Below are 19,197 nucleotides of genomic sequence, written 5' to 3'. Positions count from 1 at the left end.
CGCCCCCGCCTCGACGCCCGCTTCTACGGGGCGCTCGTGGTGAGGCGACCGCAGAATCGCGGGATGCCCACGGATTCCGGAGGCCGGGAGCAGGTTCAGGATGCAGGCAGCGGCGCCAGCCGGTGGCGGATCTCATCCTCCGTCAGGATATTGATCGCCGCGCCGCCTCTGCGCATTTCCTCCGCCTTCCGGTAATCGGCGTGCGCGGTGAAAAAGCGGCCGAAAGGCTGGTCTTGCGAGACGACCAGCATCGTCGTGGTCGTGCCGACCGATGCGACGACGCGGGCGCCAGCCGCCGCCAGATGCCGAGCCAACGCTCCATCGCGAGCCGCGCCCAGGATCGCGACGCGCTCTCCCTTCAGCGGACCGGCGGGCGCGGGTTTCGGCGCCGACCCGCCCGGCATGCGTGTCGGCGCGAGCCAGCCGGCCAGGTCGATGCCGGTGTGCTCGCTGGCCCGGACGACCACCAGACCGGCCGCCCGCGCATCGCTCAATGCGTCATGGTGCCTGTGTCGGATGCCGAGATACTTCGTCAGCGCGTTCAGCCGATGGCTGGGCAGGTCCGGCCACGCGCGCTTCGCCACCCGCACGCTGTCGAGCCACCTCGTCTCGATCGCCGGTCGATCGTGAATGCGACAGGCCGCACCCAGCGCGCCCTTGTCGAAGAACGAGTGCGCGACCGTGACCCGCCCGCCGAGATGGCCATCGACGATCGCATGAATGTCGGCGAAGGTAGGCGCGTCGACGACATGGTCCCCGGTGATCCCATGGATGCGGATATTGAACGGGGAGAAGCGGTCGAGCGGATTGACCAAGGTCTCGTACTCGAAAAGCTCGACACCGTCCTTGAACCCGACGATCCCGACCTGGCAGATACTGCTTACGCTTGAACACGACGTCTCGACGTCCACCACGACGAAGTCAGGCGTCTCGTGTTCGCTGCGCCCGGCGGCCGACGAAAGCGTCGCGTCGATGTCAGAGGAAGAGAACATACCGTGCCCTCACTACCGCAGACGGCGATAGAAAGCGATCGGCGATGTCCGGTCTTGGCGACGATCGAGCAATCCCCATATCAGTCGCAAGTGATTGATAGGGTTGAGAGGATGGCAAACGGCTGGGCGCCCGACGGCGCGGTTCATGACCAGATCGACGACACGGTGAAGGATGCGGTGACGTTCGCGCGCTCTCGCATGCCGACCGGACCGAGCGCGAAGGAATGCGTCGAATGCGGAGAGCCGATTCCCGAACGCCGCCGCGCGGCGGTCCCTGGCGTACGCACCTGCGTCGCCTGCCAGGGCGATCGTGACCAGCGGCCGAGTGCCTTCGGTATCAACCGGCGTGGCAGCAAGGACAGCCAGCTTCGCTAGAGCGTGATGAGCGTCGTCATCCGCGCCAGCGTATCCTCGAACGCCGGGACGCCATCACTATCCTCGCCGAAATGGCGATCATCCACTTGGCGGCAGGCCCCCACTTTCGGGCCGATCAGAACGGCGCGCGGACAAAAGCAACGCACTGTCGGCATGCCAGTCGCCAAGCGCTTCCCCGGCAGATTGCCGTATCCCGAATGATATGCGGCGCGGCGGATGGCTGACTATGCATCGGGCGGCGGCAATTTGCTTACAACCATCTGTAAATGGCGACGGATTTCCGCCATACGGGCCGTCTCGGCATACATCCGGTAGGCCGTCTTCGAACGGACTTTCCTGCTTATGATGACCGCGGCGCGGCAGATCACCACCGGCAACGAAGGCCTTGACACCATCCTTCGCGGAGGATTGCCTGCGAACCGCCTGTATCTCGTCGAGGGCGCGCCCGGCTCCGGCAAAACGACGCTTTCGCTGAAGTTCCTGCGCGCCGGCATCGAGGCCGGTGAAAAGACGCTGTACATCACGCTATCCGAGACGCGGGAAGAACTGGCGGTCGTGGCTGCCTCGCACGGCTGGGACCTGGACGAATTCACCGTATTCGAGCTGTCGTCGATGGCCGATGTGTTCGGCGATGGTCGCGAACAATCGGTGCTGCATCCGTGGGAGATGGAGCTTGGGGAAACGATCAAGCTGATCGAGGCGGAGGTCGAACGGCGCAACCCGGCCCGGATCGTGTTTGACAGCCTGTCCGAGATGCGGCTGCTTGCACAGGATTCGCTGCGCTATCGTCGCCAGATCCTGGCCCTCAAGCAATTCTTCGCCGGTCGCGATGCGACCGTGATCCTGGTGGACGACATGACCGGATCGCAAAATGGTGCGGACGCCCATCTTCACAGCCTGTGTCACGGCGTCATCACGCTTGAGCGGTTGACGCTCGAATTCGGCGCGGCGCGGCGCCGACTCCAGGTGCAGAAGCTGCGCGGAGTCGATTTCATCGCCGGTTATCACGACTTGAACATCAAGCACGGCGGGCTTGAGATCTACCCGCGCCTGATCGCGTCGGATCATCATGCCAACTATGTCGGCGAGCCGGTTCCCAGCGGCGTCCCGGCGCTCGATGCGTTGACCCACGGCGGCCCATTGCGGGGTACGAGCACGCTCATCACCGGGCCGGCAGGCTCCGGCAAGACGACCATCGCCCTCCAGTATCTTTACGCGGCGTGCGAACGAGGCGAATGTGCGACGATCTACGAGTTCGACGAACGGATCGGGACGTTACTGCTGCGCGCACAGGCATTCGGCCTGGATCTTCAGAAGTTCATCGACAGCGGGTGTCTAGTCGTCGAGCAGATCGATCCCGCCGAGTTGTCACCCGGCGAGTTCGCAGCACGTGTGCGCAACGAGGTGGAGGGTCGTAACGCGCGCATGATCGCGATCGACAGCCTCAACGGCTATCTCGCCGCCATGCCGCAGGAGCAGCAGTTGATCCTGCAGATGCACGAGTTGCTGTCCTACCTCAGTCAAAAGGGCGTGGTGACGTTCCTGATCAACCCGCAACAGGGGCTGATGGGATCGATGTCGGGCGATCTGAACATTTCCTACGTGGCCGACGCGGTGATCATGCTGCGCTTCTTCGAGGCGGACGGTCGCATTCGGAAGGCCATTTCCGTGATCAAGAATCGCGCAGGCCAGCACGAGGATGCCATTCGCGAATTCCGGATCGATTCGGCAGGCGTACGTGTCGGTCAGCCGCTTACGGCCTTCCGTGGCGTGTTGACCGGAACGCCGGAGTATACGGGCGATCGCGGACCATTGATGGAAGATCGCTGACTTGGGACACCGTACTGCGCCCGAAGGCCACCGGGTCATCATTTGCGCCCCGTTCGGACGCGATGCCGAAAGCCTGAGGATGTTGCTGGCCGGACAGGGATATGATGCGCAGGTCTTCGCCGATCTGGCGCAACTGGCTTCGGCTATCGATGCCAGCGTTGGCGTCGTCCTTGTCACCGAGGAGGCGTTTCGCGTCGACATGGCGGCGCTTCGTGCCAGACTCGATGCGCAACCAGCCTGGTCGGACATTCCCTTCGTGATCCTTTCGGTGCGTCGCACGGGCTCGACGCGCGCCGACGAAGCTGTGCGGGCCAAGCTGTCGAGCATCGTCGGCAACGCGATCGTGCTGGAACGACCGATCGGTTCGGCGTCCCTCACCAGCGCCATCGCGTCGGCCATGCGGTCGCGACAGAAGCAGTTTGAGATGCGCGATCGGCTGAGCGAACTGGAAAGAGGGCGGGAAGCCTTGGCAGCCAGCGAGGCGGAACTGCGCCTGGTCGCGGATTCCCTGCCTGTCCTGATCGGCTTCATAGACAGCGATCTACGGTATCGTTTCGCCAACCGTGCCTATGAGGACTGGTTCTACCTGTCGCCAAAGGATGTCGTCGGCCGCAGTGTCCGGGACGTGGTCGGTGACGAAGGCTTTGCCGTTCGCGAGGCCGGAATGCGGGCTGCGCTCGCCGGCGAGCCGGTGCAACTCTTCATACCCTGGCCACATCGCGATGGCCGGCGTCGCGAGGCCGAAATCCGCTACCTCCCGCACAAGACCGCCAGCGGCGCAGTGGATGGATTCCATGTCTTCGTCCTGGATGTAACGGAGCGGCGCAAGACCGAAGAGGAACTGGAAGCCCGGGTTGCGGAACGGACCGAAGCGCTTACGACCGAAATGGACAGCCGATCCAAAGCCGAAGCGGCGCTGCGCCAAAGCCAGAAGATGGAGGCGGTCGGTCAGCTGACTGGGGGTATCGCCCACGATTTCAACAATATGCTGACCGGTGTCATCGGTGCGCTCGACATCATGAGGCGTCGCATTGCGGCGGGGCAGATCGACGACCTCGACCGCTTCATGGATGCGGCGTCGAAATCGGCGCATCGTGCAGCGGGCCTGACGGCGCGCCTGCTTGCCTTTTCACGACGGCAGTCGCTGGATTCCAAATCGATCGATGCCAACCGGCTGATCGGGGAATTGGAAGATCTGATGCGCCGCACGATCCGCGAGAATATCTCGCTGAGGATCGTGCCTGGTCCGGATGTGCCATTTGCCGTGGCTGATGCGAACCAGCTCGAAAGTGCGATCCTCAATCTGGCCATCAACGCGCGCGACGCGATGCCGGACGGCGGCCAGCTGACGATCGAGACCAGCGTCGTCGAACTCGATGACGCCTATTCCGCGGCCACGCCCGATGTGAAACCCGGCCGCTACGTGGTCGTCGCGGTATCCGATACCGGCGTCGGTATGGCGCCCGAACTGCTCGAAAAGATATTCGACCCGTTCTTCACGACCAAGCCGATCGGCCAGGGCACGGGGCTGGGACTGTCGATGGTCTATGGCTTCGCCCGGCAATCGGGTGGGCAGGTACGCGTCCACAGTCAGCCGGGCGTCGGCACGAGCGTGAAGATCTACCTGCCTGCTGGTCAGGTGATCGAAACGGACGATACGCCCCGGCCCGATGTCGTGCCGGAGGGGCGTGGGCAGACCGTCCTGCTGGTCGAGGACGATCCGTCCGTCCGCCTGCTGGTTCGCGACCTGCTGGAGGAACTGTCCTATACCACCATCGAGGCGGAGGATGCGGATCACGCGATCCCGATCCTCGCTTCGGATCGCCCGATCGACCTCATGGTGTCCGATGTCGGGCTCCCCGGCATGAACGGTCGCCAACTCGCCGAGATCGCCCGTCAGAACCGCCCCGCCCTGCCCGTGCTGTTCCTGACCGGCTATGCCGAAAACGCCGCAATCCGCGCGGGCTTCCTCGGCACGAACATGGCGATGATCACAAAGCCGTTCGCGATGGATGCGCTAGCCGGAAAAATCGCCGAGATGTTGGAGCCGCCACGGTCCGCGTGAGCCGATCAACCCGAGCCGTCGCCCGGCTACAGCCCCGCCTGCTCGATCATCTCAGCGATATCGTTGGGCAAGGCGGCCTCGTCCTTGGGGAGCAGGCGGTTGAGGGCGGTCTGGACGCGCTTTCGGGCGATTTGATACGCCTTGTGACGCACCGATCGGATCGCGTTGGTGCGCCATGACGGGCTCTCGCCCAGTATCGCCTCCCACTTGGCTTCTTCCGCAAGCAGGATCGACAGCGCGAGGCGCAGCCCGTCCCGCTGCCCCCGCGCATAGTCTTCGGACTTCGCCAGCTTTCCCGTCATGCGCGCCACGGTGGCGGCACGGCCGGACGATCACAACCCAAAGCTGTCGCTTTCCTGCCCGCTATCCCAAAGATGGGGCGATCAGTCGGCGTTTGCAGGCCGGGTCGCCAGCCAGATCGTATAGGGCGCCCGATCGTCGCTCACTTCGTCGGCGACCGACACTTCCTCGACCGTGAAGCCTGCGCTTTCGAGACGCGCGTGGAAGGCGTCGTCGCGATAGGCGGACCAGACCGCGAGCACGCCGCCCGGCCGCAGGGCGCAACGGGCGTCGCGGAGGCCCCAGTTGCAATACAGCCGGTCGTTCGCGGGGCGGATGAACCCGTCGGGTCCGTTATCGACGTCGAGCAGGATCGCATCGAAGCTGCCGTCGGCTTCCGCGATCACGTCGTGCACGTCACGGATGTCGAGCCTCAGGCGCGGATCGTCGAGCGCGGTCCCATAGAGGTGCGCGAGTTCCGCCTTCGCCCAGCTCACAACCGTCGGCACCAGTTCGGCGACGACGACGGCCGAGCTGTTCGGAAGACGGGACAGCGCGGCCTTCAGGGTGAAGCCCATGCCGAGACCACCGATCAGGATGCGGTCGTGCCGGTCCCCCAACCGCTCGATCGCCAGGTCCGCCAGCGCCTGTTCCGAACCATAGGCATCGCTTCCCATCAATTCGTCGTCGCCGAACTGGATCGAGAAGGACGAGCCGCAGCGCAACAGGCGCAACACGCCACCGCCCGGGATGGCCGCGGTATCGACGCAGACGACCTCTGGTGACGACACCGGAACAAGCGGCGTATCGAGCGCTGTCGGCGCCAGGTCGGATGTCAGCATGATCGGTCAGCCGACGACTGTGTCAGACTGGTCGGCGCAATGCGCGCGTGACGCCGCCGCAGAGGAGCGGCTTCAAAATCGGTCATGGAAATTCCCAGGTCTTGGCGATCGAGGCGCAGCGCGGATGGTTCGCCGAAACGCGGGTCGATGCATGGAGCAAAGCGCCGCCGCAGGATCAGCCTGCGCGGCGACGAATCTCAGCGCTTCCGCGCCTTGCGCGCGGCGTAGCGTGCGTCACGTTCGGCCTTCCGCTCCGCTTCGGTCGGAACGGCCCGCTGCGCCTCGGCTTCGGCAGCAGCCGCTTCAGCGAGCTTTCGCGCCGCCTTCTCAGCTGCCAGCGCCTCGGCGGCCGCAGCCTTGGCCTGCCGCTTTTCCTGCGCCGCGGCGTCGCGCGCCGCCTGTGCCGCCTGGCGCTCTGCGACGATCGCGGGATCGAGCGGCGGCTTGTTGCGCAGAAGTTCGAGCGCCTTCTGCTTCGCTTTCGCCGCTGCCGCCGCGCGGTCGTTGAAGTCAGGTGCCGTGAACCGCGCCATTACTCATACCCTTTTTCAAGCGGCGAAGTGCGGCCTTGGGACAGGCCCCCTATCAGACCAGGTCCGCTCGCCCAACCCAATGTTTCGATATTCGTGATCGCCGTCATCGCATCAGGCCGGCCGAGCGTAAGGCTCGCTCGATCGTCGCTTGGACATCGACCATGTGCAGCCCAGGCGGCGACGACGATCCGCGATCGCTCGCGATCGGCTCGGGCACCATAATGCCGTCGTCCGACGCCGCATCGACCAGGCCCCAGGAGGACGCGATATGCCATGTCGAGGAAATCCCGACGTCAAGCATATAGGGCATCGGCGATCCGCACGCGCCGGTACCGCTCGATGTGAGCGGGGTTCCATGCCCCATTCCCGCGATGCGGTAATCCTCCAGGCATATCCGGCCACCGGCGTCGATCCACTGCCGCCGCACCGCGCCGTCGACGACGTCCCGCCGATCAGCCGCCGCCGCGACGCCGTGCAGCGATCGCCACTGGTCGAGGATCGCCTCCGCATTCGCTTGCGAGACGGTGGCGTCGGCCGATCCGTGCCAGACCGCGATGGTCGGCCACAGCCCGGCATGATCGGACGCCCGGCTGACCAGCCGACCCAGTTGCGCGGCATCGGGCAAGCCATGCCCCCGCATCCGGTCGAACGCCTGCGGAATGGTATCGGCCGTCCCGAACGGCAGGCCGGCGATGATCGCGCCGCCGGCGAACACCTCCGGATAGGCGGCAAGCATCACCGACGCCATCGCCCCGCCCGCCGACAGGCCGGTCACGTAGACACGGGCCGGGTCGATCGCATGACGCTCGACCATCTCGGCGATCATGTTGCGGATCGACAGCGCTTCCCCGCTTCCCCGCCGCACGTCTCCGGGCTGGAACCAGTTGAAGCAGCGGTTGGGATTGTTGCCGGTCGCCTGTTCGGGCAGCAGCACCGCGAAGCCGTTCCGCTCGGCGACCGCGGACCAGCCCGAACCGACATCATAGCTATCGGCGGTCTGTTTGCAGCCGTGGAGCACCACGACCAACGGCATGGCCACCCCACCGGCCGGCACGAACGCCTTGGCGGACAGATCGCCAGGGTTCGGTCGCGTCGTCTCGAAAGGCTGAAGACGCGGGGATAGCGGGTTTGGCCCTGCGCTGTCGGCAGTAGGCAGATGCGCTCGCAGGCGCGTGATCGTGTCGTTTAGCCGTCGCATAGCGGCTCCCGTCTTTAAAGGGCAGAAGTCTAAACCGACCTTTGCTGCACTGCAACATATCAGGCTTCGCGGGATCAGCTTCAACCCGCAACATCGACGATCGGGATCAATGCCACCGATAAACGTTCGCAGGTGGGGCTTTCCGCGCCGTGCTTCGTTTCAACGCGTGAGTCCACCATGGCGCCCGAAGGATTTTCATGAGCGATACCAACACAGTCACCGGCAACGGTGGCGAGACGCACCAGCGCGCGACCGGCGACGCGCCCGTCTTGACCACCAATCACGGCATGCCAATCAGCGACAATCAGAACAGCCTGAAATCGGGTGCGCGCGGGCCGACGTTGCTGGAGGATTTCGTCCTTCGCGAGAAGATCTTCCATTTCGACCACGAGCGTATTCCTGAGCGGATCGTCCACGCCCGCGGATCGGGCGCGCATGGCGTCTTCGAGGCGACCGACGACATCTCCGACCTCAGCAAGGCCGCGGTCTTCACTAAGGGTGAGCAGACCGAAGTCTTCGTCCGTTTCTCGACGGTCGCCGGCGGTGCGGGCTCGGTCGACACTCCGCGCGACGTCCGCGGCTTCGCGGTGAAATTCTACACTCGCGAGGGCAATTGGGATCTGGTCGGCAACAACATTCCCGTCTTCTTCATTCAGGATGCGATCAAATTTCCCGACCTTGTCCATTCGGTGAAGATGGAGGCCGATCGCGCCTATCCGCAGGCGGGCAGCGCGCATGACACCTTCTGGGACTGGGCGTCGCTGATGCCCGAGACGACCCACATGCTGATGTGGGCGATGTCGGACCGCACCCTGCCCCGCTCGTTCCGGACGATGGAGGGCTTCGGTGTCCATACCTTCAAGCTGGTCAACGCTGAGGGGAAAGCGAGCTTCGTCAAATTCCACTGGAAGCCGCGGCTTGGCCTGCAATCGACCATCTGGGACGAGGCGCTCAAGCTCCAGGCTGCCGACAACGACTATCAGCGCCGCGATCTGTGGGAAGCGATCGACACCGGCGCCTTCCCGCAATGGGATCTGGGCATCCAGGTGTTCGATCAGGATTTCGCGGAAGCCCAGCCTTATGACGTCCTCGACGCAACGAAGCTGATTCCGGAAGACGACGTGCCCGTGCGGATCATCGGCACGCTGACGCTCAACCGCAATCCGGACAATTTCTTCGCAGAGACGGAGCAGGTCGCCTTCCTGCCGACCAACATCGTGCCGGGCATCGATTTCTCGAACGACCCGCTGCTCCAGGGGCGGCTGTTCAGCTATCTCGACACGCAGAATTCGCGACTGGGGACGACCAATTTCCACCAGATCCCGATCAACGCCCCGCGCTGTCCATTCGGGAATTTCCAGCGCGACGGCAAGATGCAGACCCACGTTCCCAAGGGCCGCGCCAACTACGAGCCGAATAGCCTGGCCGCCCACGGCGAGGACGGCGGTCCACGCGAGAGCGTCGAGCGCGGCTTCGCCACCGTGAATGCGGCGACTGGGCCGGACGAACATGGCGACAAGCTGCGCGTTCGGGCCGAGCTGTTCGCCGATCATTACAGCCAGGCCCGGCTGTTCTACCGGTCGCAGACCGAAAACGAACAGGCGCATATCGCGTCGTCCTTCGTATTCGAACTGTCGAAGGTCGGCGTGCTCGATCAGGTTCCGCCGCGTATGGTAGCCAATCTGCGCAACGTCGACGAGGATCTGGCGAAGCGCGTCGCGGATGGTCTGGGCATCGACCTGCCGGAAAAGGCGGCGGCCGCCCGCGAGCCGGTCGACATGGCACCGTCCGACGCGCTGTCGATCCACAAGAACATGAAGGACACGCTGGAGGGGCGCAGCGTCGGCATCCTGTTCACCGATGGCAGCGACGGCACGGCGATCGACACGCTGGTGTCGGCGGTCGAGGCTGCTGAGGGCAAGGCCGTCCTGGTCGCCCCCAAGGTCGGTGGCGCGACGCTGGCGGACGGATCGAAGCGCAAGGCGGACGGGCAGCTTGCCGGCACGCCCAGCCAGATCTTCGACGCCGTGGCGGTCGTGGTGTCAAGCGACGGCTGCAAGGCGCTGCTGAAGGAAGCCGCCGCGGTGCAGTTCGTCATGGACGCCTTCGGCCACCTGAAAGCCATCGGCGCGAGCGCGGACGCCAAACCCCTGCTCGACAAGGCCGGGGTCGAGGCGGACGAGGGTGTGACCGCGCCGGATGACGCGTTCGTCGCCGCCGCCGCCCGTCGCTTCTATGCGCGGGAACCGGGCGTTCGCACGCTGGCGTGACCCGATCGGGCGAGCGGGTTTCGCCGCTCGCCCCACCGCCCATCGACGCCGCCTGATCGTCCGTCAGGCGGCGACATCCACCTCGCGATCGGCATAATCGAGGCACGCCTCGACCGCCGCGCCCAGCGTGCCGACATAGAGGTCGGCGCCCAATGTCCGCTGGATCTCGCGGTCGGTCAGCGCGGCCTCTCCCTCGGGCCACAAGCCGACGAGGATCGGCACGTCGCCGACCCGCGCGCGGATACGGCGGACCAGATAGCGCAGGTGCGAAGGCGATCCGCCGATCTCCAGATAGGAGATGCACACCAGCCGGGCGCCCGATGCATCGAGCCGTCCGATATTCGCGCGCGACCCGGCCTCGTGCGGAACGCGGTTCACGCCGAACCCGCGTTTTGACAGCAACTGCTCCAGCATTGCCGTCACCGCATCGTCCAGTACGCCCCGACCGGCGATGCACAGCACGCGTCCGTCCCCCTCCCAACCGGCCGGCACCGTGGGGAGCGAGGGTGGCGCGGTTTCCTCGAATCCGGCGGCCTCGGCGGACAGCGGCTGGAGTGGCCCATCGCGCCGCCTCGCGGGCACGGCCGTGTCCTCCTGCCCTTCCAGTTCGTCGATCAGGACCAGCATGGAATCGACCACGCGCCCTGCCCGCTCCCGCGTGATCGCTCCGCGTTCGACATCGGCGGCGGCCAACTTGAGCGCGGCCAGCGCGACCTCGTCATAATAGGCCGTCAGCGAGCGTTCGACGAGCTGGCTCTCGGCCTGTTCCAGCGCCTCGTCCGGGTCCTCCGCCAGCATCCGCTGGTAGAAGCTTTCGACCGGAGTCAGCGCCGGACGATCGCCGAGCAGCACATCAAGAAACTCAAGGCTCGGGATGTGCCGGCCCAGCACCACCAGCAGCAATGTCAACGGCATCGACAGGACCAGTCCGACCGGTCCCCAGATCCAGGTCCAGAACACCGCCGCCAGCACGACCGACAGCGGCGATAGGCCCGTCGAATGGCCGTAGAGCAACGGTTCGATGACATAGCCGATCAGCGGCTCGAGCAGGATGAACAGCCCCGCGACCATCAGCATCGTCGTCCAGCCCGGATCAGCCCCGGCCGCGACCGCCAATGGCAGGGCCGCCCCCAGCAGGGCGCCGATATAGGGCACGAACCGCAGGATGCCGGCGAGGATGCCCCACAGCGCAGGCACTGGCAGGCCGATCAACCACAACCCGATGCCGACTGTCAGGCCGAAACTGGCGTTGACCGCGAGTTGCGAGAGGAAATAGCGGCTCAACCGCCCGGCGGCGTCGTCCATTGCCGCGGTGGTACGATGCAGGTCGGACGATCCGAACAGGCGGATCATGCGGTCGCGCAGGTCCTCCTTCTGCATCAGTATGAAGATGGCGACGACCAGCACGATGACGAACGTCTCGAACGGCGCGACCACGGGCTCCAGATAGCCGCCGACCTGTTGCAGTACCGGAATCTGCTTTTCGACGACGCGGACGTTCAGCGGGTGGCTGCGCGTACCGCGGACCACTTTGGGGTCTGCCGCGATCGTCGGCGGCGCGGTGTTCGGTGCGAGGAACGGCAGGCGCTGCGTCACCATGCGGGTCGCGTTGTCGACCTTGACCTGAGCCGTCGCGACATAGCCGGGCACCTTGTCGGACAGCGACGCGGCCTGAAGCCCGACGAGCGACCCGATCCCGCCCAGCACGCCCAGCGCCCCCAGCACAGCCACGAAGACCGCCAGCCCCTTCGGCACGCGCAGGCGTCGGAGCAGCAGCACGATCGGCGACAGCACGAACGACAGCAGGACCGCCAGCGTGATCGGAACCAGCACGTCCTTCGCCAGGAACAGGCCCGCGATCACGACGACGGCCACCGCCAGCCCCAGCAACCCGTCCCTGCTCGGAACCTTGGCGGCCGTGACCCCCGTCGCCAAGTCTGGCCGCCCCGTTCCCTCGTTCATCTGCTATCCCTTCGACAGCAGGAAACTCGCGTCAGATCAGTTCGGTCCGTGGCGATCTTGCGTCAGCCGACCAATGCCGGCAGGGCACCGAACAGCACGGCGAGCGCCGATACGCCGGTCGCAAGCGTCAGAATGCGGCTGTCGCGCGGGTCGCCCTTTGCTCTGATCCGCACGCGCCACAGGATCGCGAGCCCGCCGATCGCGACCAAGGTCCCGGCCAGCGCGATCCAGCGAGCGGGCGGCTGGTCCGGAAACACGCTGCTCGCGCCCCACAGCAGCGAGAAATGCGCCGCCCAGATCGCGAATGCCCAGGCGGTCCCTTGCCAGTCCGTCGTCTCGCTATACGGCCCCGGCATCGTCATCCCCCCGGAAACAGCCGGCAGACCAGCGATGTCGCCAGCCCCTGCACCGCGACATAGCCGATGAAGCGCGTGACGATGTCGAGCGTGACGTTCGCCGGCCCCGACACCAGCCCGCGCCCGCTGCGATAGCCGAGATACAGGCCCATGATGACCGCGATGGCCGCGCAGACGCCCTGGAAGGCGACCAGTGCGAAGACAGTGGCACCTTGCCCGCTGGCATCGGGCGCCAGTCCGGCCGCCTGCCAGCCGGACCAGTCCAGCCAGGCCGACAGCGCCAGCGCGCCACTTGCCAGAGCGGCGAGCAGCCACGGCCCCTGCCCCGGAAAGACGTTCTTTTCCGATCGCGCGAGAAGGCCGCGCGAGGCCTTCGCCAGCAGGAAGGCGGCAATCACCAACCCGCTCACCACCGCCGTCTGCCAAAGCGGCGGCGGAGCAATCCAGATATCGGGGCGGAGGCCGTAGAGGTAGAGATAGCCGAACACCGCCATAAAGGCGATCATCCCCATCACGACCATCAGCGTATTGAGCGCCCACCAGCCGTGGCTCGACGGCCCGGTGATCGCGATCGGCAGGACGATCCCGCCGCCGACATCGGCTTGTTCGTGTTTCAACGGCCGGTCGGTTTCCCACAGCCAGCGCAGCACGCACGCGATAGCGACGACACCGCAGAACAGCGAGAAGCCATAGGCCTGCACGGTCAGCGCGAGGAAATGCAGCGCGGTCCCGACCGCCGCCGCCAGTGGCCAGGGCGACGGGCCGGGCATGATCTGCAGGTACTGCGGCTCGGCATTGATCGGGCTGGTGATCAGCGTCTCGCGCAGCCCGGTCGCGCTGCCGGGCAGGAAGTAGCGCCCCTCCTCCACCCGCCGGGCAAGGTCGGGGTCGTCCCACAAAGGCTCGCGGCTATGAACGATCGGGATCGAGCGGGTGGAATACAGCCCCGTCGGCAACCATTCGAGCGTTCCGCCGCCATAGACGTTGCCTGCCTCCTCCTCCGCCGACATACGGAACTTGGCGGCGGCATCGATGATGAACAGCAGCACGCCGATCGCGATCACGAAGGCGCCGACAGTCGACACCAGATTCAGCAGATCGAGCCCGCGCCCGGGCAGATAGGTATAGACCCGCCGCGGCATGCCCATCAGCCCGGTCAGGTGCATCGGCAGGAAGGTGATGTGGATACCGGTGAAGATCAGCCAGAACACCCACCGCCCCACCCGTTCGGACAGGGCACGCGAACTGCTCATCCCGAACCAGTAATAGAAGGCGCCGAACATCGGCAGCACCATGCCCCCGATCAGCACATAATGCAGGTGCGCGACGATGAAGTAGGAATCATGCGCCTGCCAGTCGAACGGGACCATGCCGACCATGACGCCGGTCAGGCCACCCATGACGAACACCAGCAGCCCGCCGATCACGAACAGCGCCGGGACCGACCAGCGGATTTTTCCGTTCGCCAGCGTCGCGATCCAGCAGAAGACCTGGATGCCAGCAGGCAGGCTGACCGCCATGCTGGCGGCGCTGAAATAGCCAGTGGAAACGCGCGGCATGCCGGTTGCGAACATATGGTGCGCCCACACGCCGAAGCTGATGAAGCCGGTCGCGATGATCGCGAGGACGTTCAGGCGATAGCCGACGAGTTCGGTGCGCGCGATCGTCGCCACCATCATGCTCATCAGGCCGGCGGCTGGCAGGAAGATGATGTAGACCTCGGGGTGGCCGAAGAACCAGAACAGATGCTGCCACAGCATCGGGTCGCCGCCGCGCGTGGGGTCGAAGAATGGCCAGTTGAAGGCGCGTTCCAGTTCGAGGAGCAATGTGCCGAGGATGACGCTCGGGAAAGCGACGACGATCATCACCGCGAAGACCAGCATGGCCCAGGCAAAGACCGGCATGCGGCTGAGCGTCATGCCCGGCGCGCGGGTGCGCAGCACGCCGACGATGATCTCGATCGCGCCGGCGATCGCCGAAATCTCGATGAAGCCGATGCCCAGCAGCCAGAAGTCGGTGTTGATACCGGGGCTGAAGGCGATGCTGGTGAGCGGCGGATACATGAACCAACCGCCATCGGGGGCCAGCCCCACGAACAGCGAACAGAAGAACAGCAGCCCGCCGACGAAATAGGCCCAGAACGCGTACGCCGACAGCCGGGGGAACGGCAGGTCGCGCGCCGCCAGCATCTGCGGTAGCAACAGCACGCCGATCGCCTCGACCATCGGCACCGCGAACAGGAACATCATCACCGTGCCGTGCATGGTGAAGAACTGGTTGTAGGTGTCGACCGGCAGGAACGTCATCAACGGCGCGGCGAGCTGCACGCGCATGCCGAGCGACAGGACGCCGGCGAGCACGAAGAACAGGAAGGCCGTCCCGATGTAATAGATGCCGATGTAGTTGTTGTTGACCGCGGTCAGCAGCTGCCACCCCCTGGGCGCACACCAGATGCGTTCCAGCTCCTCTAACTCGCCGTCGGGCCGGGGGCCTTGCGTCGGGAAGCGGTCGTACAGCGCGTGGTCGAACCCGGTCTCGCTCATCGCGGCGTGTCCAGCCAGGCGGCGATAGCGGCGACCTCCCGTGCCGAGAGCATGTCGTAGCTCGGCATGCGGTTGCCCGGCTTCAACGCCTGGCTGTCGGCGATCCAGCCTTGCAGCGTGCCGCGATTGTTCGGGAGGATGCCCGCGCCCAGCGACAGGCGGCGCGACAGATGCGTCAGGTCCGGCCCCGACAACCCGTTAGCCGCCGTCCCTGCGACCCGGTGACAGGCCGCACAGCCGTTCGCCATGAACAGCGCCTGCCCATCGGGTGCGCCCGACGCGGTAGCCGCCGTTGCGCGCCTGATCGCCGGCATCCGCCCGGGCACAGCCTGCGGATCGATGCGGGCCGGCGTCGCAAACCCGCCGCCCGCCAGCAGTCGCCGATAATCGGCATCGTTATGCGCCGCGACGACGAAGCCCATCAGCGCATGCGGTCCGCCGCAATATTCGGCGCAGATGCCGCCGTAGCGACCCGCCCGGTCGGCCTGCACCTTCAGGAAATTCGTGCGGCCGGGGATCATGTCCTCCTTGCCCGACAGGTTCGGCACCCAGAAGCTGTGGATGACATCGACGCTGCGCAGTTCGAGCACGACCGGTCGCCCGACCGGCAGATGCAGTTCGTTGGCGTCGCGCAGGACGACACGGCCCTGCGCATCTAGATATTCGACATCCCACCACCACATATGGCCGGTGACGCGGATGCGCTGTTCGTCGCCGCGGACGGGGTCGGTCAGCGAGGCGGTTAGCGTCAGGCCCCAGATCAGCAGACCGGTCAGCACGACCGCGGGGAAGCCTATGCCCATCACCCAGACCATCTTTTCGCCGCCCAGCTTCGCCTTTAGGCGAGCCGGACCCGCCAGCGCGACATAGAGCGCGGCGGCGACGATCGCCGTGACCACCACGCCCATGCCGAACAACACCCAGGCGAGCACGGTCACGCTTTCCGCATAGGGGCCGGCCGGGTCGAGCACGGGCGGCGGCCATCCCCACCACGCGTCGAAGGCGGTCGAGCGATCAGTCATCGGAAATACCATAAAGATAGGCGGCGACATCGCGCGCCTCGGATCGGGTGATGGGCATCGCGGGCATCGTGCTGCCGGGCTTGGCCGCGGGCGCGTTGCGGACGAAGGCGGCGAGATTGGCCGGCGTGTTGGGTAGCGCGCCGGCGATCGGACCATAGCCGTCGAAGCGGGTCAGGTCGGGGCCGGCGCGCCCTTTCGGCCAGGCGATGTCAGGGAAGGCGTGGCAGGCGGCACAGCCGGCTGCCGCGACAACCTCGCGCCCACGCTCCACCGCGGCGGGGTCGAAATCATGGCGCGCGGCGGGCGGCGGCTTGCACGCGGCGGTCATCGCGGCCAGCGCGGCAACGGCGACCAGCGCACCTAGTTTGGAACCCGCGCTCCGGCGGCGGGGTTGGAGGCTCCACCGATGACGCACTCGCCCCTCTTCCCGCTCGCGCTGGCCGCCCTTGCCCTCTCCGGCTGCTCGTCGCCGATGAACGCGACCGATCCGTTCGAGGCGACCGGGGAGACGATCGCCTTCAGCGGTAGCGCTGCCGGGGCGGCGGGGGCCTGTTCGACCTGCCACGGAACGCGCGGGCAAGGCGACGGCAACCTCGCGCCGCGCCTGGCCGGGCTCGACCAGGGCTATGCCCTGCGCCAGCTCGAACATTTCGCCTCCGGCGCGCGACGCAACCCGCAGATGTATCGGATCGCCCGTAGCCTCGACCGACAGGCGCGCGAAAAGGTCACCGCCTATTACGCAGCCCTGCCCTGGGATGCCGGCGCCATCGCGAAGGCCGCGAGTGCCGCCTGCAACGCGGCGAGCATTTATCATGACGGTGTCCCCGCGCGCAGGATCGCGTCGTGCGCCAGTTGCCATGGCGCCGACGGCCACGGGAACGCGGGCAATCCGCCGCTGGCGGGGCAACCCGCGGCATATCTCGCGCGCCAGCTCGACGACTGGGCGTCGGGCAAGCGATATGGCGATGCGGACGGAGCGATGACGAGCATCAGCCGCGCGCTCCCGGCTGCGGATCGGCAAGCGGTGGCGGCGTATGCTGCGGGCCTTGCGGATGGTGGCGGTGATCGGTCAGTTCCGGCAACATGCCCTCGAACACGTCGTCCCGATCGACCAGATGGTGCTTGATCGCAGCCAGCGCATGCGCGGGCACAAGCAGCGCCAGCACGATCACGCCGCCGACATGCAAGTCCATCGCCCAGTCGAGCACGCGGAACTGCCACGCGCGTGACAGGTCGTGGAACGGCATTGCCGGGATCGGGATGATACCGGCCAGATACAGCGGCTGGGCGGGCTGGATCGCCGACCACATCGCCCAACCCGACACAGGCAGCAGGGTGAACAGCGCATAGAAGACGCCGTGGGTCACATGGGCGACCGTCGACGAGAAACCCGGCTTGTCGGCGTCGTTGATCGGCCCCGGCACGATCAGCCGCCACAACAGCCGCAGCAGACCCAGTGCCAGCAGGGTCAGCCCGATCTCCGAATGGAGTGCATAGGCCGCAAGCTTCTCGCCGCCGACCAGATAGCGCTGGATCCACCAGCCGGTACCGAGCTGAAAGATCACGACCGCGGCCATGATCCAGTGGAACGCGACGCCGACGGGCGTGTATCGGCCCCGCTTGCGATAACGATGCGCCCACGCCTGAAGCCTGCTCATGCGGAGCGCGGCTCGGCGGACGGGGCAAGCGCGCGCCAGAGGACGACCGTCGCGATCAGCAGATAGGCACCCCCGCCGACCACCCACATCATCAGCCCGGCGAGTTGCTGGTCCTCAAGCGCCGACAGCCCCCAGGCCGCCGTCGTATGGGCATGGGGTGCGTAGAAGGCGCGGCCGGCGAACACCAGCAGCGCCCCGAGCACGCCCATCTGGACCATCTGCGCCAGCACGCCGGCCGCCGCCTCCATTGTCCCCGCCCGACGCAGCGACGTCCACCAGATCGCGGCGCTGATCGTGATCGACAGCTGCATCGCCCAGAAGACGAGATCGGCCGACATGGCGCGCTCATAGAAGGCTGGCACATGCCACAGCCAGAAGATCGCGGTCTGGATGACGGTCGCCCCGGTCAGCGACAGCTTGGGGAAGGCCGCCTGCCCGACCGCCGCGACCAGCAACGGCGCAACTACTAGCACGAGCGCCAGATGATGGACCGATCGTGCGACGAACAGCGCCGAACCCAGCGCGCAGAGCGGGCTCACGAACAAGACAAGCATCGTCGCCGCGACACCGAGCTGGCTCCACGCCCGCGCGCGCGCCATGACGAAACCGACACCCAGCATGCCCGCCAGAACGGCCAGCAGCACCGGGTCCCAGTTCCAATGCGCCAACCAATGCGCCGGATCGGGGGCAGCGCCGCAATAGGGCTGCCACAGCGGCGCTTGTGCGGTCGTCGTCATCCGCACTACCCTACTGACCCCTCGACCCGGCGCAATCTGCCGCCCCGACAATCGTCACCGCCGCGCCGGCAATGCCCGAGTTGCGTACTGTAACGCTCACGGTCGGATCGGCGATCAAGCCGTTTCCAGATAGCGTTCGAGATCGTCGCTCCCGCCGATCCGCTCGCCATCGATGAAGATTTGGGGCGTGGTCTCGACGCCTTGCTCCTCCTTGAAAGCTTCGACCTCTTCGCGAGACCGCAGGATTTGGTCGTCGACCTCGAACCCGGCGGTCTCGAGGAGCTGCTTGGCGCGGACGCCGAAGGGGCAGGTGTGGTCGGGCAGCACCATGCGATACAGCGTGGCAGATTTGTTCTCGGTCATTCGATTTCTCCGCGGACGTCGGGCGCTCACGCGCTGAGAGCGAGCAACTCCGCCGGTCGTTCCGAAGCATCGGCGCAATTTCGCAAAGAGCGGCGATGCGCGCTTGGGCCGGTCACTCGCGGCAAGGTACCGATCCGCTGCAAGCTACTGTCGTTCCAATGACTTGCAAGCC

The 19,197-nt window shown here is 66.2% G+C and carries 17 protein-coding genes and 1 pseudogene; 5 read left to right on the top strand and 13 right to left on the bottom strand.

The features are described 5' to 3' along the window. Positions 1-95: 95 nt before the first annotated feature. The gene (locus ACFSC3_RS01190) at positions 96-992 is read right to left on the bottom strand and encodes an exonuclease domain-containing protein (RefSeq protein ID WP_380937908.1); all 897 of its coding nucleotides are present in this window, start codon (positions 990-992) and stop codon (positions 96-98) included. Positions 993-1,103: 111 nt separating this feature from the next. Between ACFSC3_RS01190 and ACFSC3_RS01185 the strand changes: the two genes are divergently transcribed. The 3 genes from ACFSC3_RS01185 to ACFSC3_RS01175 all read left to right on the top strand — a co-directional run bounded on the left by ACFSC3_RS01185 (position 1,104) and on the right by ACFSC3_RS01175 (position 5,262). Then, on the top strand, positions 1,104-1,367 hold the full coding sequence (locus ACFSC3_RS01185; protein ID WP_380937906.1) for a DksA/TraR family C4-type zinc finger protein: 264 nt from the start codon (positions 1,104-1,106) through the stop codon (positions 1,365-1,367). Between the two features lie 342 nt (positions 1,368-1,709). Continuing rightward, positions 1,710-3,197 carry an ATPase domain-containing protein gene (locus tag ACFSC3_RS01180; RefSeq protein WP_380937904.1) on the top strand — a complete coding sequence of 496 codons (1,488 nt, stop codon included), beginning with the start codon at positions 1,710-1,712 and terminating at the stop codon, positions 3,195-3,197. A 79-nt stretch (positions 3,198-3,276) separates the two neighbouring features. Next, positions 3,277-5,262 (top strand): hybrid sensor histidine kinase/response regulator, encoded by a 1,986-nt coding sequence (locus ACFSC3_RS01175; protein ID WP_380937902.1) that lies wholly within the window; start codon positions 3,277-3,279, stop codon positions 5,260-5,262. Between the two features lie 26 nt (positions 5,263-5,288). Here ACFSC3_RS01175 and ACFSC3_RS01170 read toward each other — a convergent pair whose 3' ends face one another. The 4 genes from ACFSC3_RS01170 to ACFSC3_RS01155 form a co-directional block, all read right to left on the bottom strand. Continuing rightward, the gene (locus tag ACFSC3_RS01170) at positions 5,289-5,564 is read right to left on the bottom strand and encodes a hypothetical protein (RefSeq protein WP_380937900.1); all 276 of its coding nucleotides are present in this window, start codon (positions 5,562-5,564) and stop codon (positions 5,289-5,291) included. A gap of 81 nt (positions 5,565-5,645) precedes the next feature. Next, positions 5,646-6,383 carry a spermidine synthase gene (locus ACFSC3_RS01165; RefSeq protein WP_380937898.1) on the bottom strand — a complete coding sequence of 246 codons (738 nt, stop codon included), beginning with the start codon at positions 6,381-6,383 and terminating at the stop codon, positions 5,646-5,648. Between the two features lie 197 nt (positions 6,384-6,580). Next, positions 6,581-6,916 carry a DUF6481 family protein gene (locus ACFSC3_RS01160; RefSeq protein WP_380937896.1) on the bottom strand — a complete coding sequence of 112 codons (336 nt, stop codon included), beginning with the start codon at positions 6,914-6,916 and terminating at the stop codon, positions 6,581-6,583. Between the two features lie 103 nt (positions 6,917-7,019). Continuing rightward, positions 7,020-8,114: an extracellular catalytic domain type 1 short-chain-length polyhydroxyalkanoate depolymerase gene (locus ACFSC3_RS01155; protein WP_380937894.1), complete on the bottom strand. Its 1,095-nt coding sequence runs from the start codon at positions 8,112-8,114 to the stop codon at positions 7,020-7,022. Positions 8,115-8,311: 197 nt separating this feature from the next. Between ACFSC3_RS01155 and ACFSC3_RS01150 the strand changes: the two genes are divergently transcribed. After that, positions 8,312-10,384 carry a catalase gene (locus ACFSC3_RS01150; RefSeq protein WP_380937892.1) on the top strand — a complete coding sequence of 691 codons (2,073 nt, stop codon included), beginning with the start codon at positions 8,312-8,314 and terminating at the stop codon, positions 10,382-10,384. Positions 10,385-10,447: 63 nt separating this feature from the next. On the opposite strand, the gene ACFSC3_RS01145 is transcribed toward ACFSC3_RS01150, so the two are convergent. The 5 genes from ACFSC3_RS01145 to ACFSC3_RS01125 all read right to left on the bottom strand — a co-directional run bounded on the left by ACFSC3_RS01145 (position 10,448) and on the right by ACFSC3_RS01125 (position 16,682). Continuing rightward, positions 10,448-12,346 (bottom strand): AI-2E family transporter, encoded by a 1,899-nt coding sequence (locus tag ACFSC3_RS01145; protein WP_380937890.1) that lies wholly within the window; start codon positions 12,344-12,346, stop codon positions 10,448-10,450. A gap of 62 nt (positions 12,347-12,408) precedes the next feature. Continuing rightward, positions 12,409-12,708, bottom strand: coding sequence for a hypothetical protein (locus tag ACFSC3_RS01140; RefSeq protein WP_380937888.1), 300 nt, complete (start codon positions 12,706-12,708; stop codon positions 12,409-12,411). After that, positions 12,705-15,245: a cbb3-type cytochrome c oxidase subunit I gene (locus ACFSC3_RS01135; RefSeq protein WP_380937886.1), complete on the bottom strand. Its 2,541-nt coding sequence runs from the start codon at positions 15,243-15,245 to the stop codon at positions 12,705-12,707. Before ACFSC3_RS01135 ends, ACFSC3_RS01140 begins: the two co-directional genes overlap by 4 nt. After that, positions 15,242-16,267 (bottom strand): cytochrome c oxidase subunit II, encoded by a 1,026-nt coding sequence (locus ACFSC3_RS01130; RefSeq protein ID WP_380937884.1) that lies wholly within the window; start codon positions 16,265-16,267, stop codon positions 15,242-15,244. The genes ACFSC3_RS01135 and ACFSC3_RS01130 overlap by 4 nt, the downstream gene beginning before the upstream one ends. Then, positions 16,260-16,682 carry a c-type cytochrome gene (locus ACFSC3_RS01125; RefSeq protein ID WP_380937882.1) on the bottom strand — a complete coding sequence of 141 codons (423 nt, stop codon included), beginning with the start codon at positions 16,680-16,682 and terminating at the stop codon, positions 16,260-16,262. The genes ACFSC3_RS01130 and ACFSC3_RS01125 overlap by 8 nt, the downstream gene beginning before the upstream one ends. Here ACFSC3_RS01125 and ACFSC3_RS01120 point away from each other — a divergent pair. Continuing rightward, a pseudogene (locus ACFSC3_RS01120) lies at positions 16,674-17,243 on the top strand (c-type cytochrome); the annotation flags it as partial. The gene ACFSC3_RS01125 and the pseudogene ACFSC3_RS01120 sit on opposite strands and share 9 nt — an antisense overlap. A gap of 13 nt (positions 17,244-17,256) precedes the next feature. Here the strand turns inward: ACFSC3_RS01120 and ACFSC3_RS01115 are convergent. From ACFSC3_RS01115 to ACFSC3_RS01105, 3 genes are all read right to left on the bottom strand, one after another. After that, entirely contained in the window at positions 17,257-17,925 is a 669-nt protein-coding gene (locus ACFSC3_RS01115; protein ID WP_380937880.1) for a cytochrome b, read from the bottom strand. After that, positions 17,922-18,662: a cytochrome c oxidase assembly protein gene (locus tag ACFSC3_RS01110; protein WP_380937878.1), complete on the bottom strand. Its 741-nt coding sequence runs from the start codon at positions 18,660-18,662 to the stop codon at positions 17,922-17,924. Before ACFSC3_RS01110 ends, ACFSC3_RS01115 begins: the two co-directional genes overlap by 4 nt. Positions 18,663-18,776: 114 nt before the next feature. Beyond that, complete coding sequence (locus ACFSC3_RS01105) at positions 18,777-19,025, bottom strand: glutaredoxin domain-containing protein (protein WP_380937876.1); 249 nt, start codon at positions 19,023-19,025, stop codon at positions 18,777-18,779. Positions 19,026-19,197: the final 172 nt, after the last annotated feature.

Origin of the sequence: Sphingomonas floccifaciens (assembly GCF_042681125.1) — a bacterium.
Lineage (GTDB): Bacteria > Pseudomonadota > Alphaproteobacteria > Sphingomonadales > Sphingomonadaceae > Sphingomonas > Sphingomonas floccifaciens.
The sequence above is the reverse complement of the archived record's forward strand: the minus strand, read 5'-3'. Positions and strand labels throughout refer to the sequence as shown.